At 68.7% G+C, this 14,921-nt stretch carries 12 protein-coding genes; 9 read left to right on the top strand and 3 right to left on the bottom strand.

Going from position 1 to position 14,921, the window contains the following annotated elements; all coding sequences use genetic code 11:
• Positions 1–6: 6 nt before the first annotated feature.
• A complete protein-coding gene (locus CFB81_RS28030) occupies positions 7–258 on the bottom strand; it encodes a PAAR domain-containing protein (protein WP_089437313.1) in 252 nt (83 codons plus the stop codon).
• 233 nt (positions 259–491) lie between these two features.
• Between CFB81_RS28030 and CFB81_RS28025 the strand changes: the two genes are divergently transcribed.
• The 7 genes from CFB81_RS28025 to CFB81_RS27995 all read left to right on the top strand — a co-directional run bounded on the left by CFB81_RS28025 (position 492) and on the right by CFB81_RS27995 (position 9,909).
• A complete protein-coding gene (locus tag CFB81_RS28025; RefSeq protein WP_089437312.1) occupies positions 492–1,028 on the top strand; it encodes a MarR family winged helix-turn-helix transcriptional regulator in 537 nt (178 codons plus the stop codon).
• A gap of 235 nt (positions 1,029–1,263) precedes the next feature.
• Entirely contained in the window at positions 1,264–2,094 is an 831-nt protein-coding gene (locus tag CFB81_RS28020; protein ID WP_011548805.1) for a p-hydroxycinnamoyl CoA hydratase/lyase, read from the top strand.
• 71 nt (positions 2,095–2,165) lie between these two features.
• A complete protein-coding gene (locus tag CFB81_RS28015) occupies positions 2,166–3,614 on the top strand; it encodes an aldehyde dehydrogenase (protein ID WP_089437311.1) in 1,449 nt (482 codons plus the stop codon).
• The gene (locus tag CFB81_RS28010; RefSeq protein ID WP_373452659.1) at positions 3,611–5,518 is read left to right on the top strand and encodes a feruloyl-CoA synthase; all 1,908 of its coding nucleotides are present in this window, start codon (positions 3,611–3,613) and stop codon (positions 5,516–5,518) included. Before CFB81_RS28015 ends, CFB81_RS28010 begins: the two co-directional genes overlap by 4 nt.
• A 217-nt stretch (positions 5,519–5,735) precedes the next feature.
• Complete coding sequence (mhpT, locus tag CFB81_RS28005) at positions 5,736–6,941, top strand: 3-(3-hydroxy-phenyl)propionate transporter MhpT (RefSeq protein ID WP_089437310.1); 1,206 nt, start codon at positions 5,736–5,738, stop codon at positions 6,939–6,941.
• A 61-nt stretch (positions 6,942–7,002) separates the two neighbouring features.
• Positions 7,003–8,151 carry a porin gene (locus CFB81_RS28000; protein WP_089437309.1) on the top strand — a complete coding sequence of 383 codons (1,149 nt, stop codon included), beginning with the start codon at positions 7,003–7,005 and terminating at the stop codon, positions 8,149–8,151.
• Between the two features lie 33 nt (positions 8,152–8,184).
• Complete coding sequence (locus CFB81_RS27995; protein ID WP_089437308.1) at positions 8,185–9,909, top strand: tannase/feruloyl esterase family alpha/beta hydrolase; 1,725 nt, start codon at positions 8,185–8,187, stop codon at positions 9,907–9,909.
• Positions 9,910–9,972: 63 nt separating this feature from the next.
• Here CFB81_RS27995 and CFB81_RS27990 read toward each other — a convergent pair whose 3' ends face one another.
• The gene (locus CFB81_RS27990) at positions 9,973–10,449 is read right to left on the bottom strand and encodes an Lrp/AsnC family transcriptional regulator (protein WP_089437307.1); all 477 of its coding nucleotides are present in this window, start codon (positions 10,447–10,449) and stop codon (positions 9,973–9,975) included.
• Between the two features lie 180 nt (positions 10,450–10,629).
• Here CFB81_RS27990 and CFB81_RS27985 point away from each other — a divergent pair, with 180 nt between their 5' ends.
• Together CFB81_RS27985 and CFB81_RS27980 are read left to right on the top strand one after the other, a co-directional pair.
• A complete protein-coding gene (locus CFB81_RS27985) occupies positions 10,630–11,862 on the top strand; it encodes a diaminopropionate ammonia-lyase (RefSeq protein WP_089437306.1) in 1,233 nt (410 codons plus the stop codon).
• Positions 11,863–11,903: 41 nt separating this feature from the next.
• Positions 11,904–13,088 carry a M20 aminoacylase family protein gene (locus CFB81_RS27980; protein WP_089437523.1) on the top strand — a complete coding sequence of 395 codons (1,185 nt, stop codon included), beginning with the start codon at positions 11,904–11,906 and terminating at the stop codon, positions 13,086–13,088.
• Positions 13,089–13,211: 123 nt separating this feature from the next.
• Here the strand turns inward: CFB81_RS27980 and CFB81_RS27975 are convergent, their stop codons facing one another.
• Positions 13,212–14,573, bottom strand: coding sequence for an aspartate aminotransferase family protein (locus CFB81_RS27975; protein WP_089437305.1), 1,362 nt, complete (start codon positions 14,571–14,573; stop codon positions 13,212–13,214).
• Between the last annotated feature and the right edge of the window lie 348 nt (positions 14,574–14,921).

Raw genomic sequence — 14,921 nt, 5'->3', positions numbered from 1 at the left:
CGTGCGTCATGCACCGACGACCGTGGCACCGCACGCGGTCTTGTCCCCGAGATAGCCGACCCGGCGGCCGCAATGCGTGCGCGGGCCGCTCGCCAGCAGCGGAAAGACGCCGCCGCATGTCGGGCAGGTCACGCCGTGTCCGGCCAGTGCCACGCCAATGCCGAGATGCTTGAGATCATCGGCGGCTTCGATGACGGTGCCGCCATGATCGGTGACGTCTCCCAGGCGAATCATGTCGCGGCCTTGTGCGTTCTTCATCGATGACTCGTGCGAGGAATGAAGCCGTTCTTTTACCTCGACACCGCGCGCCACACAATTTTCAAGATGGGAAACCAGCCGTTTTCGATAATTTGATTAGTAGATCGACCGATAAATTCGTACTTATATGATTCCGCGGCGAACATGAATGGGCGTCGAGGCCGATGTTCCGACATGCGTTTCCTCTTTCTGCCTGCTGGTAAGATGGCTCGCAATTCCATCCAGCACGCGCCATGAGTTCCACTCCGACCAAGCCCGCGAATCCGAAAAACGCCGCGACGAGCGCCACGGCAAGCGCCGTGAAGAACGCGGCGAAGAACGCCCGTGCGCCGGCCGACAAGCCGAAGCCGCGCGTGCAACAGCGCCTGACCTACGTGATCGGCGGCCTCGACCGGCTGCTGCGCCGTCACATGACCGACGCGCTCGCACCGCTCGGCATCACGCTCGCGCAATACACGGCGCTGTCGGTGCTGGAGGCGCGCGGCGCATCGTCGAACGCGCAGTTGGCCGAGCGCTCGTGGATCACGCCGCAATCGGCGAACGAGGTGATGAGCGTGATGGCCGCCCGCGGTTTCGTCACGCGCGAAGCCGACCCGTCGCACGGCCGCATCATCCTGCTGACGCTGACCGACGCGGGCGCGGCGATGCTGCGCGAATGCGAAGCCGCGCTGCGGCCGGTCGAGGCACGCATGCTCGGCGACATCCCGGCCGACGACGCCGCGCACGTGCAGCGCGCGCTCGAACTGTTCTCGCGCAACCTGCGCGGCTGACCGCAGCCCCGATTTCCACGACGCGGGCCCGCGAGACCCGCGCGCGCTTCGTCCACGCCATCGGCGGCCACCCGACCGCCCCCTGATTTCCCCGCCGCTTTCTCCGCGTTCCGCTCCGGGTTTACACCGGCGCTCGTGCCGCTTGCAATATCAGGTAGCCTGATATTAAATGAAGTCGTCCGCAGCGGGGATGCTGCGCACCGAATCGCACTGGAAACGAACGACAGGAACAGACATGAGCAAGTACGACAATCGCTGGCAGACCGTTGAAGTGAAAGTGGAGGCCGGCATCGCATGGGTCACGTTGAATCGCCCCGAGAAGCGCAACGCAATGAGCCCGACGCTGAACCGGGAGATGCTGGAAGTCCTCGACGCGGTCGAGTTCGACGACGAGGCGAAGGTGCTGGTGCTGACCGGCGCGGGCGCCGCGTGGACGGCCGGCATGGATCTGAAGGAATATTTCCGCGAGATCGACGGCGGCTCCGACGCGCTGCAGGAAAAGGTGCGCCGCGACGCGTCGGAATGGCAGTGGCGTCGCCTGCGGATGTACAACAAGCCGACGATCGCGATGGTGAACGGCTGGTGCTTCGGCGGCGGGTTCTCGCCGCTCGTCGCGTGCGACCTCGCGATCGCGGCGGACGACGCGGTGTTCGGGCTGTCGGAGATCAACTGGGGCATCCCGCCGGGCAACCTCGTCAGCAAGGCGATGGCCGATACGGTCGGGCACCGCCGAGCGCTGCACTACATCATGACCGGCGATACGTTCACCGGCGCGGAAGCGGCCGAGATGGGCCTCGTGAACAGCAGCGTGCCGCTGGCCGAACTGCGCGACGCGACGATCGCGCTCGCCGCGCGGCTGATGGACAAGAACCCGGTCGTGCTGCGCGCGGCGAAGCACGGCTTCAAGCGTTCGCGCGAACTCACGTGGGAGCAGTGCGAGGATTACCTGTATGCGAAGCTCGACCAGGCGCAACTGCGCGATCCGGAGCGCGGCCGCGAGCAGGGGCTGAAGCAGTTCCTCGACGACAAGACGATCAAGCCGGGCCTGCAGGCATACAAGCGCTGAGACAAGCGCGGACGCAGCCGCCGGCTTCCGCGCCGGCGTAATCGCAAGAGACAGGCAAGGCAGGAGACGACATGACCGACAGACGGATGCTGATCGGCGGCGAGTGGTGCAACGCCCGCGACGGCCGCACCTTCGACCGCTTCAACCCCGCGACGGGCGCGCTCGCATCGCGCGCGCCGGCGGCCGGCGTGGCCGACGCCGACGCGGCCATCGACGCCGCGCATCGCGCGTTCCCCGCGTGGGCGGCACTCGCGCCGACCGAGCGGCGCCGCCGGCTGCTGAAGGCGGCCGACCTGATGGACGCGCGCATCGACGAAATCATTGCAACCGGCGTCGCCGAAACCGGCGCGACGCCCGGCTGGCTCGGCTTCAACGCGACGCTCGCGGCGAACATGCTGCGCGAGGCAGCGTCGATGACGACGCAGATCAACGGCGACGTGATCCCGTCCGACGTACCGGGCAATCTCGCGCTCGCGATGCGCGTGCCGTGCGGCGTGGTGCTCGGCATCGCGCCGTGGAACGCGCCGGTGATCCTCGGCACGCGTGCGCTGGCGATGCCGCTCGCGTGCGGCAACACGGTCGTGCTGAAGGCGTCCGAGGCGTGCCCGGGCGTGCACGCGCTGATCGGCGCGGTGCTGGACGAAGCGGGGCTCGGCGCGGGCGTGGTCAACGTGATCACGCACGCGGCGGCCGATGCGCCCGAACTCGTCGAGCGGATGATCGCGCATCCGCATGTGAAGCGGATCAACTTCACCGGGTCGACGCACGTCGGCCGCATCATCGCGCGCCACGCGGCCGCGCACCTGAAGCCCGTGCTGCTCGAACTCGGCGGCAAGGCGCCGGTGCTGGTGCTCGACGATGCCGATCTCGATGCGGCCGTCGACGCGATCGCGTTCGGCGCATTCTTCAACCAGGGGCAGATCTGCATGTCGACCGAGCGCGTGATCGCCGCGCGCCCGATCGCCGACGCGCTCGTCGAGCGGCTCGCCGCGAAGGCGCGCACGCTCGTCGCCGGCGATCCGCTGGCCGGCCATCCGCTCGGCACGATGGTCGATGCGTCGGCCGCCGCGCGCGCGGCGTCGCTGGTCGAGGATGCGCGTGCGCTTGGTGCGCAACTGCCGCTCGGCTGCCGTGTGGAAGGCGCGACGATGCAGCCGGCGATCGTCGACGGCGTCACGCGCGACATGCGGCTCTATCGCGAGGAGTCCTTTGCGCCGGTCGTCGCGATCCTGCGCGCGGACAGCGACGACGAAGCGGTCGCGCTCGCGAACGACAGCGAATTCGGGCTGTCGGCGAGCGTGTTCAGCCGCGATATCGCACGTGCGATGGCGGTCGCACGCCGGATCGAATCGGGGATCTGCCACGTCAACGGGCCGACCGTGCACGACGAAGCGCAGATGCCGTTCGGCGGCACGAAGGCGAGCGGCTACGGCCGCTTCGGCAGCCGCGCGTCGATCGCCGAATTCACCGAGCTGCGCTGGATCACCGTGCAGACCGCGCCGCGCCACTACCCCATATGAGCGAGCCGACGATGAATGCAGAGAAGGCGCCGCTTCAGGTCGGCCAACACGCCGACGCCGTGCGCTATCGCGCGGCCGCCGTCGCGGTCGGCGCGGCCGAGATTCGCCGCGCCGACGACGGTACCTGGTACCTGCGCTCGCGCGAGCCGCTCGGCGATTACCCGACGCGCCTCACCGACTGCCTCGTGCGCGGCGCGCAAGCCCATCCGGACCGCGTGCTGGCCGCGCGGCGCGGCGCCGACGGGAACTGGATCGAGATCACGTACGCGCAGATGCTCGAAAATGCCCGCGCACTCGGGCAGGGCCTCGTCGATCTCGGGCTGTCGGCGGAGCGTCCGCTCGCGGTGCTGTCCGGCAACGATCTCGAGCATCTGCAACTGATGTTCGCGGCGATGCTGGCCGGCGTGCCGTATTCGCCGATTTCGCCCGCGTATTCGCTGGTGTCGACCGACTACGGCAAATTGCGTCACACGCTCGGCGTGCTGCGGCCGGGCGCGGTGTTCGTCGCCGAACGCGCGCCGTTCGCGCGTGCGCTCGACGCGACGTTGCCGGTCGATGCGACGCTGATCGTCGCGCGCGACGCCGATGCGCAAACCGATGTCGAAAGCCGCACAGTGCCGCTGTCGCGCCTGCTCGCCACCGCCCCGCGCACGATCGACGCGATCCACGCGGCGGTCGGCCCCGACCATCTCGCGAAGATCCTGTTCACGTCCGGTTCGACGAAGCAGCCGAAGGCGGTGCCGACCACGCACCGGATGCTGTGCAGCAACCAGCAGATGCTGCGCCAGACGATGCCGGAACTCACGCGCGAACCGCCGGTGCTGGTCGACTGGCTGCCGTGGAATCACACGTTCGGCGGCAGTCACAACCTCGGCATCGCGCTGTACAACGGCGGCACGCTGTATATCGACGACGGCCGCCCGATGCCCGGCCGCTTCGACGAAACCGTGCGCAACCTGCGCGAGATCGCGCCGACGATCTACTTCAACGTGCCGAAGGGCTGGGAAGAGCTGACTACCGCGCTCGAACGCGATGCCGGGCTGCGCGACACGTTCTTCTCGCGCGTGAAGCTGTATTTCTTCGGCGGCGCGGGACTGTCGCAGGCGGCGTGGGACCGGCTCGACCGCGTGACCGAAGCGCATTGTGGCGAGCGCATCCGGATCATGGCCGGCCTCGGGATGACGGAGGCGTCGCCGTCGTGCCTGTTCACGACGGGGCCGCTGATGCGCGCCGGCTATATCGGGCTGCCCGCGCCCGGCTGCGAAGCGAAGCTCGTGCCGTGCGGCGGCAAGCACGAACTGCGCTTCAAGGGGCCGAACGTGATGCGCGGCTACTGGCATGCGGACGTCGATCCGCGCGACGTGTTCGACGAAGAAGGCTATTACCGCAGCGGCGACGCGGGCGTCTTTGCCGATCCGCAGCGGCCGGAACTCGGGCTGCTGTTCGACGGGCGGCTGACCGAGGACTTCAAGCTGAGCAGCGGCACGTTCGTCAGCGTCGGGCCGTTGCGCGCGAACGCGGTGTCGACCGGCGCGCCGTACGTGCAGGACGTGGTCGTGACCGGCATCGATCGCGACGACATCGGCTTGCTGGTGTTCCCGCGCGTCGATGCATGCCGTGCGCTGGCGGGGCTCCCGGCCGATGCGTCCGTGACCGACGTGCTGCGCACGCCGGCCGTGCGCGCGGCATTCGCGACGTGGCTCGCCGCGCTGAACCGCAACGCGAGCGGCGGTTCGACGTTCGTCGCGCGGATCCGGCTGATCGACACGCCGCCGTCGCTCGATCTCGGCGAAGTGACCGACAAGGGTTCGCTGAACCAGGCGGCCGTGCAGAAGCATCGCGCGGCGACGATCGACGCGCTGTACGACCCGGCGCAACGCGATCCCGACGTGATTTACGCGTAAGCAGCACGCGCGAGCAGTTGCAGCGGTAAGCAACACGCAGGCAGAACGACCGGCCGGCCACGACACCGGCAGGCACTTTCGCGGCCAGTGAATCAGGCTGCCTGATAAAGGCGGCCATTCATACGACACCCCGCGCGCCGAACCGCCCCTGGCCGGCGGCGGCGCGCGGCGGCCGTTGCAGGGCCGACCGACTACAAGACATGGGATTGGAGACAGAATGAACACCTACGTTGCCGAAAAATCCACGGTCGCGACCACGCTCGCGCTGTGTTTCGCGATCGCCCTCCTCGAAGGGCTCGACCTTCAGTCGGTCGGTGTCGCCGCGCCGCGCATGGCGCGCGAATTCGGGCTGTCCGTGTCGCAGATGGGCATCGCGTTCAGCGCGGGCACCTTCGGGCTGCTGCCGGGCGCGATGCTCGGCGGGCGGCTCGCCGACCGGATCGGCCGCAAGCGCGTGCTGATCGCGTCGGTCGTGCTGTTCGGGCTGCTGTCGATCGCGACCGCGCAGGTATCGACGTTCGCGATGCTCGTCGTCGTGCGCGTGCTGACCGGCATCGGCCTCGGCGGCGCGATGCCGAACCTGATCGCGCTGTCGTCCGAGGCGGTCGACCCGCGCTCGCGCAGCAGCGCGGTCGCGACGATGTACTGCGGAATCCCGTTCGGCGGCGTGATCGCGTCGGTGATCGGCGTGCTGCTCGCGGGCGACACGGAATGGCGGCACATCTTCTATGTCGGCGGCGTGGGGCCGCTGCTGCTCGTGCCGCTGCTCGTGTGGTGCCTGCCGGAATCGCGCGCGTATCTCGACGTCGCGGGCACGCAGGCCGCGCGCACGAGCGTCGGGAAGACGCTGTTCGGCGACGGCCGCACGACGTCGACGGTCGCGCTGTGGGTCAGCTACTTCTGCACGCTGATCGTCCTCTACTTCCTGCTGAACTGGCTGCCGTCGCTGATGGCCTCGCGCGGGCTCGATCGCGCACACGTCGGCCTCGTGCAGATCGCGTTCAACGTCGGTGCGGGGCTCGGCGCGCTCGGCATCGGCGCGGCGCTCGACCGGATGCGCGCGTCGCGCGTGGTCGGCGGCATGTATGTCGGGATCGTGCTGTCGCTCGCCGCGCTCGCGGCGGCGCCCGGTTTCGCGTCGCTCGCGGCGGCCGCGTTCGCGGCGGGGATGTTCGTCGTCGGCGGGCAGTCGGTGCTGTACGCGCTCGCGGCGATCTACTACCCGACCGCGATGCGCGGCACCGGCGTCGGCGCGGCGGTGGCGGTCGGCCGGCTCGGTTCCGTCGTCGGGCCGCTCGCGGCCGCGACGCTGCTGGCCGCCGGCCGCAGCGCGCCGGTCGTGATCGGCGCGAGCATTCCCGTCACGCTCGTCGCGGCCTTCGCAGCATTCGTGCTGATTCGCCGCCCGCAAGCCGGCGACTGACGGTTCGATTTTTCAATGCGCGCCGTCAGAGCGCGCTTACTCAAGGTCTGGAGACGCAACGATGAAGACGAAGACAAGGAACGGCCTGCTGGCCGCCAGCGCGTGCTGCGCGCTCGGTGCGCCGGGCGTGCACGCGCAGTCGAGCGTGACGCTGTACGGGATCATCGATACGGGCGTGGAATTCGTGTCGCACGCGAACGCGGCCGGCGACCACGTCGTGCGGATGCCGGGCGTGACGGGCGAGCTGCCGTCGCGCTGGGGGTTGCGCGGCACCGAGGATCTCGGCGGCGGCTACCAGGCGGTGTTCACGCTCGAAAGCGGCTTCAACGTGCGTGGCGGCGATCTCGGGCAGGGCGGCCGGCTGTTCGGGCGCCAGGCGTTCGTCGGGCTGAAGAGCGGCTTCGGCACGCTTGCGTTCGGCCGTCAGTACACGATGACCTATCTCGCGCTGCAGGGCGCGGACATCATCGGCCCCGACATATACGGGCTCGGCTCGTTCGATGCGTACGTGCCGAACGGCCGCGCCGACAACGCGGTGACCTACGTCGGCACGTATCGCGGCGTGACGTTCGGTGCCGCGTATTCGTTCGGGCGCGACGGCGCGGGCACCGGCAACTCGCCGGGGCAGGGCACGTGCGCGGGGCAGGTGCCGGGCGACGCAGTGCAGTGCCGCAACTGGTCGGTGATGCTCAAGTACGACAGCGCGTACTTCGGTGCGGCGGCGTCGTACGAGGAACAGCGCGGCGGCACCGGCGCGGCGGCCAACTTCTTCGACGGCGTGGCGCCCGTCCCCTTCACGAGCAGCGGCGGCAAGGATGCGCGCACGCACGTGAGCGCGTATGCGCAGGCGGCCGGCGCGAAGATCGGCGCGGGCTGGATCGGGCGGCGCGTGTCGACCGGTTCGCCGGCCGCGCCCGGCGCGCATTCGGACCTGTTCTTCGTCGGCGCGTCATATGCGGCGAAGCCGGATTTCATCGTCGACGGCGAAGGCTACCGGATCGTCAACAGCGCGCACGACACGCGCGCGACGATGGCCACGCTGCGCGCGACCTATCTGCTGACCAAGCGCACGGCCGTCTATGCGCAATCGTCGTATCTGTGGAACAGCGCGCACGCGCGCTACTCGGTCAGCGGCGGCGGGCCCGGCACGACGCCGGGCGCAGGGATGGGGCAGCTCGGCGCGATGGTCGGCGTGCGGCACATGTTCTGATTCACCGGCGTGACGAACCGAACGGGAGTTATCTTGAACAGGAAATCTGCATTCCTCTGTATTGCGCCGCTGTCCGCCGCCGCCCTGGTCGCCGGTTGCGGCGGCGACGATTCGATCAGCGCGCCGCCCACGCACCTGAGCGCCGCGACGCCGGCCGCGATGGCGCAGACCTGCGACGCGCTCGCCGCGAAGCTCGCGTATGCGAACACGTCGTTCACGTCGGTGACGACCGCGGCGGCTGGCGCGCTGACGGTGGCCGGCAAGCCGGTCGCCGAGCACTGCGTGATCGCCGGGAAGATGAACGAGCGCGTGAGCGCGGTGGACGGCAAGACCTATGCGATCGGCTTCGAGATGCGCTTGCCGAAAGCATGGAACGGCCGCTTCTTCTACCAGGCGAACGGCGGGCTCGACGGCAACGTCGTGACCGCGACCGGCGAGATCGGCGGCGGCGGCCCGCTGACCCACGCGCTGAACCAGGGTTTCGCGGTGATCAGCTCGGATTCCGGGCACAGTGCCGCGCAGAATCCGTTGTTCGGCCTCGATCCGCAGGCGCGGATCGACTACGGCTACGGCGCCGTCGACGCGCTGACGCCGATGGCGAAGCAGGTGATCCGGCTCGCGTACGGCAAGGCGCCCGATCGCAGCTATTTCGGCGGCTGCTCGAACGGCGGCCGTCACGCGATGGTCACGGCGGTGCGCAACCCGGCCGACTACGACGGCATCATCGCCGGCGATCCGGGCTTCCATCTGCCGAAGGCGGCGATCGGCGAGATGTACGGCGCGCAGCAGTTCGCGAAGATCGCATCGGCCACGGGAACGAACGGATTGCCGGATATCCGCAGCGGTTTCAACGATGCGGAACGCCAGTTCGTCGGCGCGAAGATCCTCGACAAATGCGATGCGCTCGACGGCGCGACAGACGGGATGGTGCAGGACGTCGCCGCGTGTCAGGCGCACTTCAGCGTCGATGCCGATATTCCCACCTGCGCGAACGGCACGCGCACGGGCGCCTGCCTGACGCCTGCGCAGAAGACCGCGCTGGAGAACGTGTTTACCGGGGCGCGCAACAGCGCGGGCACGGCGCTGTACGCGAGCTTTCCGTACGACCCGGGCATGTCGGGCCCTGGCTGGGCTGCGTGGAAGCAGTCGAACTCCGTCATGCTCGACCCGGCCGCGATGGCGTTCACGTTCATGACGCCGCCGAAGACCGCCGCAGTGCTCGCGAACCTTGCGGGATTCGCGCTCGGTTTCGACATGGACAACGATGCGCCGGCGATCTTCGCGACGAACGGCGCTTACACGCAATCGTCATGGTCGTTCATGACGCCGCCCGACGAGACGAACCTCGCCGCGCTGAAGTCGCGCGGCGCGAAGCTGCTCGTCTATCACGGCACGGGCGACCCCGTGTTCTCGTTCAACGACACGCGCGACTGGTACGCGCGGGTCGCGCAGGCGAACGGCGGCGACGCGTCGAGCTTTGCACGCTTCTATCCGGTGCCGGGGATGAACCACTGCTCGGGCGGGCCGGCCGCCGACCAGTTCGACATGCTGACGCCGCTCGTCGCATGGGTCGAACAGGGGCAGGCGCCCGCGGCGATCGTGGCCACCGCGCGCGACACGACGAACGCCGTGCCGAACGCGGACGTGCCGACGTCATGGGGCGCGGGGCGTACGCGGCCGCTGTGCCCGTATCCGCAGGTCGCGCGCTACAACGGCTCGGGCGACTTGAACTCGGCGGCGAGCTTCAGTTGTCGTTGACGTAGCCGTCGATGGGAAGCGGCCGGCGCACGCTGTCGCGCGCCGGCCGTGTCATCGCCGCATTCACTCGCCGGCATCGACCGGCACGTCGAGCCCGACCTTCACGCGGCTCATGCTGACCAGCGTCTTGAACCGCTTCACGTTGTTGTTCGCGAAGAACAGTTCGCGCGTGAGCGCGTTGTACTGATCCATGTTGCGCACCGCGAGGATCAGCACGAAATCCCATTCCCCCGTCACGTAGTAGCACTGCTGGATCTGCGGGCAGCGCTCGAACGCGCGCTTCATCGCGTCGAGCTGATCGATCTGCTCGCTCTCGACCTCGACGTTCACGACGATCGTCAGCGGATGATCGACCTTCTCAGGCGCGACGACGGCCGTATAGCGCTCGATCACGCCCGTTTCCGCGAGGCGCCGCAGCCGCCGGTTCACGGCGGCGGTCGACAGATTGACGCGCGCGCCGAGCTCGGACTGCGGCGTCTGCGCGTCGCGCTGGACTTCCATCAACAGCTTGCGATCGAACGCATCGAGAGGGGTCGTCATGATGGCGTGTCAAACCTCGAAAGAATGAGAAATTTTTGCGGCTGGGCCTTCAATTTGGCGATTTCTTTGACCGATGTACGCAATATTATTTTTCCAACCGATGGCGAGCGCAACCCGCGCCTGCCCGATCCGATTCACCCGACGGACCGCCCGCGCGATCCCGATCCGGAGTCTCTCACCATGCTGATCGCCAACCCGCGCGCGTCGCGCACCGCCTACCCGAACGCGCTGCGCCGCGTGATGAACATCGCGTCGGCCGACGAAAGCGGCGCGTGGCTCGCGCACTGGCCGCTCGTCGGCAATGCGCGCACGCCGCTGCGTGCGCTGCCGGATCTCGCCGCGCGGCTCGGCGTCGCGAGCGTCAGCGTGAAGGACGAGTCGTGCCGCTCGCCGCTCGGCAGCTTCAAGGCGCTCGGCGCGCCGATCGCGCTGGTGCGGCTCGTGAAGCGGCTGCGCCGCACGCAGGCACTCGATCCGCAAGGGCTCGTCACCGGCCGCTACGCGTCGGAACTGGCCGACCTGACGGTGATCAGCGCGACCGACGGCAATCACGGCCGCGCGCTGGCCGCCGCCGCGCGCGCGATCGGCTGCGGCTGCGTGATCGTGCTGCACGCGAACGTCGACGCCGAGCGCGAACGCGCGATCTCGGCGTACGGCGCACGGATCGTGCGCATCGCGGGGAACTATGACGAATCGGTCGTCTGCGCGGCGCAGCTCGCCCAGGCGAACGGCTGGTACGTCGTGTCGGATACGTCGTACGACGGCTACGAAGCGATTCCGCGCGACGTGATGCAGGGCTACGGCGTGATCGCCGCCGAAGCAGCCGCGCAGGCCGCGGAGGACGACGGGCAGCCGTTCACGCACGTGTTCCTGCAAGGCGGCGTGGGCGGCCTCGCCGCGGGCGTCGCGAGTTGCCTGTGGGAGCGCGAAGGCGCGCAGCGGCCGCGCTTCGTCGTCGTCGAGCCGCGCCAGGCCGACTGCCTGTACCAGAGCGCGCTGGCCGGCCGCGCGACGAAGGCGAGCGGCAGCGTCGATTCGGTGATGGCCGGGCTCGCGTGCGGCGAGGCGTCGCCGCTCGCATGGGATTTTCTCGAGATGTGCATCGACCACTTCATGCTGATCGACGACGCGGACGCGGTGCAGGCGATGCGCGGCCTCGCGGCCGGCAGCGAACGCGACGTGCCGCTCGTCGCCGGCGAATCGGGCGCGGCCGGTGTGGCGGGGCTGGCCGTGTTGATGCGCGACCCGGCGCGCGCGCGGCAGGTCGGGCTCGACGCGCGCGCGCGCGTGCTGGCGATCAACACGGAAGGGGCGACCGCGCCGTCCGTGTACCGGCACTGCGTCGGCGAGACGGCCGACGCGGTGCTCGCGCGCCAGCGCGACTGGCTGAGCCGCGCGGCGGTGGTGGTCTGAACGACAGGACGACCGACATGACGACCGACGAGGCGAACGCAATGGATGCAATCGACGCAACTGAAGAGGGCACGCTGCAGGGGCGACTGAAGATCTGGCGCCGCCATCTGCACCAGTATCCGGAGACGGGTTTCGAAGAAGTGAACACGTCGGACTACGTCGCGCGGATCCTGACGACGCTCGGGCTCGACGTGCATCGCGGCATCGGCGGCACCGGGCTCGTCGCGAACCTGACGGCCGGCACCGGCCGGCGCGCGATCGGCATTCGCGCGGACATGGACGCGCTGAACATCGCCGAGCACGCGCCGGGCCGCGAACACGTGTCGCGCACGCCCGGCAAGATGCACGCGTGCGGGCACGACGGCCACATGTCGATGGTGCTCGGCGCCGCGCAACTGCTGGCCGAGCACAAGGATTTCGACGGTACGGTGCGCTTCATTTTCCAGCCGGCGGAAGAGCACGGCCGCGGCGCGAAGGCGATGATGGCCGACGGGCTCTTCGAGCGCTTTCCGGTCGATGCGATCTTCGGCGCGCACAACATGCCGGGCATGCGAGCGGGCACGTTCGCGACCCGTGCGGGCGGCATCATGGCGAGCGAAGACAATTTCGTGATCCGGATCGACGGGCGCGGCACGCATGCGGCGCGGCCGCACATGGGCATCGATCCGATCGTGATCGGCGCGCAGATCGTGCTCGCGCTGCAGACGATCGTGTCGCGCAATCTCGACCCCGGCCAGCAGGCCGTCATCTCGTGCACGGAATTCATCACCGACGGGCTGCGCAACGTGCTGCCGTCGACGACGACGATCAAGGGTGACACGCGCAGCTATTCGCGTGACGTGCAGGCGCTGCTGGCAACGCGGATGCGCGAGATCAGCGAAGGGATCTGCTCCACGCACGGTGCGACCTGCACGTTCGAGTACACGCACGCGTTCGCGCCGACGGTAAATTCGCCGGAATGGGTCGACACCGCCGTGCAGGCCGCCGCGCACGTCGCGGGTGCCGACGCGGTAAACGCCGACGTGCAGCCGATGATGATTTCGGAGGATTTCGGCGCGTTCCTGCAGGCGGTGCCGGGCAACTTCGTGTTCATCGGCAACGGCGAAGCGGCCGGGCAGGGCGGCGTGCCGCTGCACAACGCGACGTACGATTTCAACGACGAGATTTTGCCGATCGGCGCGCGGTATTTCGCGGAAGTGGCGCGGCGCGTGTTGAAGGCGGTGTAGGGGGGCGCATCGCTGCGTATTCGGTTCGCCGCGCGCGCGGCGAACCTTCGTCATTGACGACGCATCGATGCTCGACCGCACCGGGTTGCCGGCGCGTCGAGGATGATCCGTCGTCGCATTCGCTCAACCGGCCAGTTCACCCAAGCACGCATCGAACTGCGCGACGAGCCGGTCGACATCGCCGGCCGTCGTTTGCGGGCACGCGAGCATCATGTTGTGGAACGGCGTGATCAGCACGCCGCGATTCAGCAGGTACAGGTGCACGATGTGCTCGAGTTCGCTGTCGAGTTGTTCGCCCGCGATCGTGCCGTTGCGCGGCGGCACGGGCGCGAACTGAAACTCGGTGCGCGCGCCGATGCGCGTCACGCACCACGGCAGCCGGTGTTTTGCGATCGCGTGTTCGAGCCCAGTCGCGAGCCGCGCGGCGAGTTCGAACATGTGCGCGTATGCGGCGTCGGTCGCGACTTCGGCGAGCGTCGCGCGCATCGCATGCATCGCGAGCATGTTCGCGGTGAGCGTCGTGCCGATACCCGAATGGCCGGGCGGCGCGTTCAGCTTCGCCGCTTTCGCGCGTGCCGCGAATTCGGCGCTGAAGCCGTACACCGCGCACGGCACGCCGCCCGCGATCGGCTTGCCGACCACCAGCATGTCCGGTTCGAGACCGTGCGCGACCGCGTAGCCGCCGGGGCCGCTGCTGATCGTGTGCGTCTCGTCGATCACCAGCAGCGTGCCGTGGCGACGCGTCAGTTCGCGCGCGGCCTCCCAGAAGCCTGGGGCGGGCAGCACCATCCCGATGTTCGTCATCGCGGGCTCGGCGAGCACGCACGCGACGTCGCCGTCCTTCAGCGCCGCTTCGAGCGCGTCCAGATCGTTGAATTCGACGACGCGCGTGTTCGCGAGCAGGTCGTACGACTGTCCGAGCAGACTGTCGCGCTGCACCGGGCGGCCGTTGACGAGATCGACGAACACGTCGTCGACGGTGCCGTGATAGCAGCCGTTGAACACGACGATCGTGTTGCGGCCGGTGGCCGCGCGCGCCCAGCGCAGCACGAAGCGGTTCGCGTCGCTCGCGCTCAGCGCGAATTGCCAGACCGGCAGCCTGAAGCGGCGCGCGAGTTCGCGCGACACCCACGCGGCGTCCTCGCTCGGCAGCATCGTCGTGTAGCCGCGCGTGGCCTGCTCGACGAGCGCGCGGGCGACCGGTTCGGGCGCATGGCCGAACATCGCGCCCGTATCGCCGAGGCAGAAATCGACGTAGCGATGACCGTCGACGTCGGTGAACGTCGCGCCACGGGCTTCCTTCACGTATAGCGAGAACGGGGTCGACCAGTCCTGCATCCAGTGCAACGGCACGCCGAACAGCAAGTGCTCGGACGCTTCCGCGGAAAGTGCGCGAGAGACCGGCATGGCTTCGGTGAATGCGTGGCGCTCGCGATCGAACAGCGCGCGGGCGCGGATGAGGTCGACTCCGTGGCGGGTAGGCAAAGGCAGCTCCTCGGTTGTGGGGAGAGGGGAAACGATAGCGCGGGCAGCGGGGAGCTGAACAGAGGCGGAATCACCGAGGCGAGCCGACGGCGGCCGGCGAGCAGGCAAATCGCCTTGGCGGACACGGTCCGCCGAAGCGATTTAATCGAAGTTTTTGCGCATAAACATACGACAACATATCTCCGGGCGTAGGCGGGGAAATGTGAGTGTGTGCACACATACAGAGAATTGGATGCGTAAAAGCCTGGTAAGCGACGGATGCGTGCTCCGTGCCACGCATGCTCGGACCGCGCGGTATGGTATGACGACGTATAAATACGATCCGTCGCCCGACGTATCGATACCCTT

The sequence above is a fragment of the Burkholderia sp. AU28863 genome, assembly GCF_002223195.1.
Lineage (GTDB): Bacteria > Pseudomonadota > Gammaproteobacteria > Burkholderiales > Burkholderiaceae > Burkholderia > Burkholderia sola.
The sequence above is the reverse complement of the archived record's forward strand: the minus strand, read 5'-3'. Positions and strand labels throughout refer to the sequence as shown.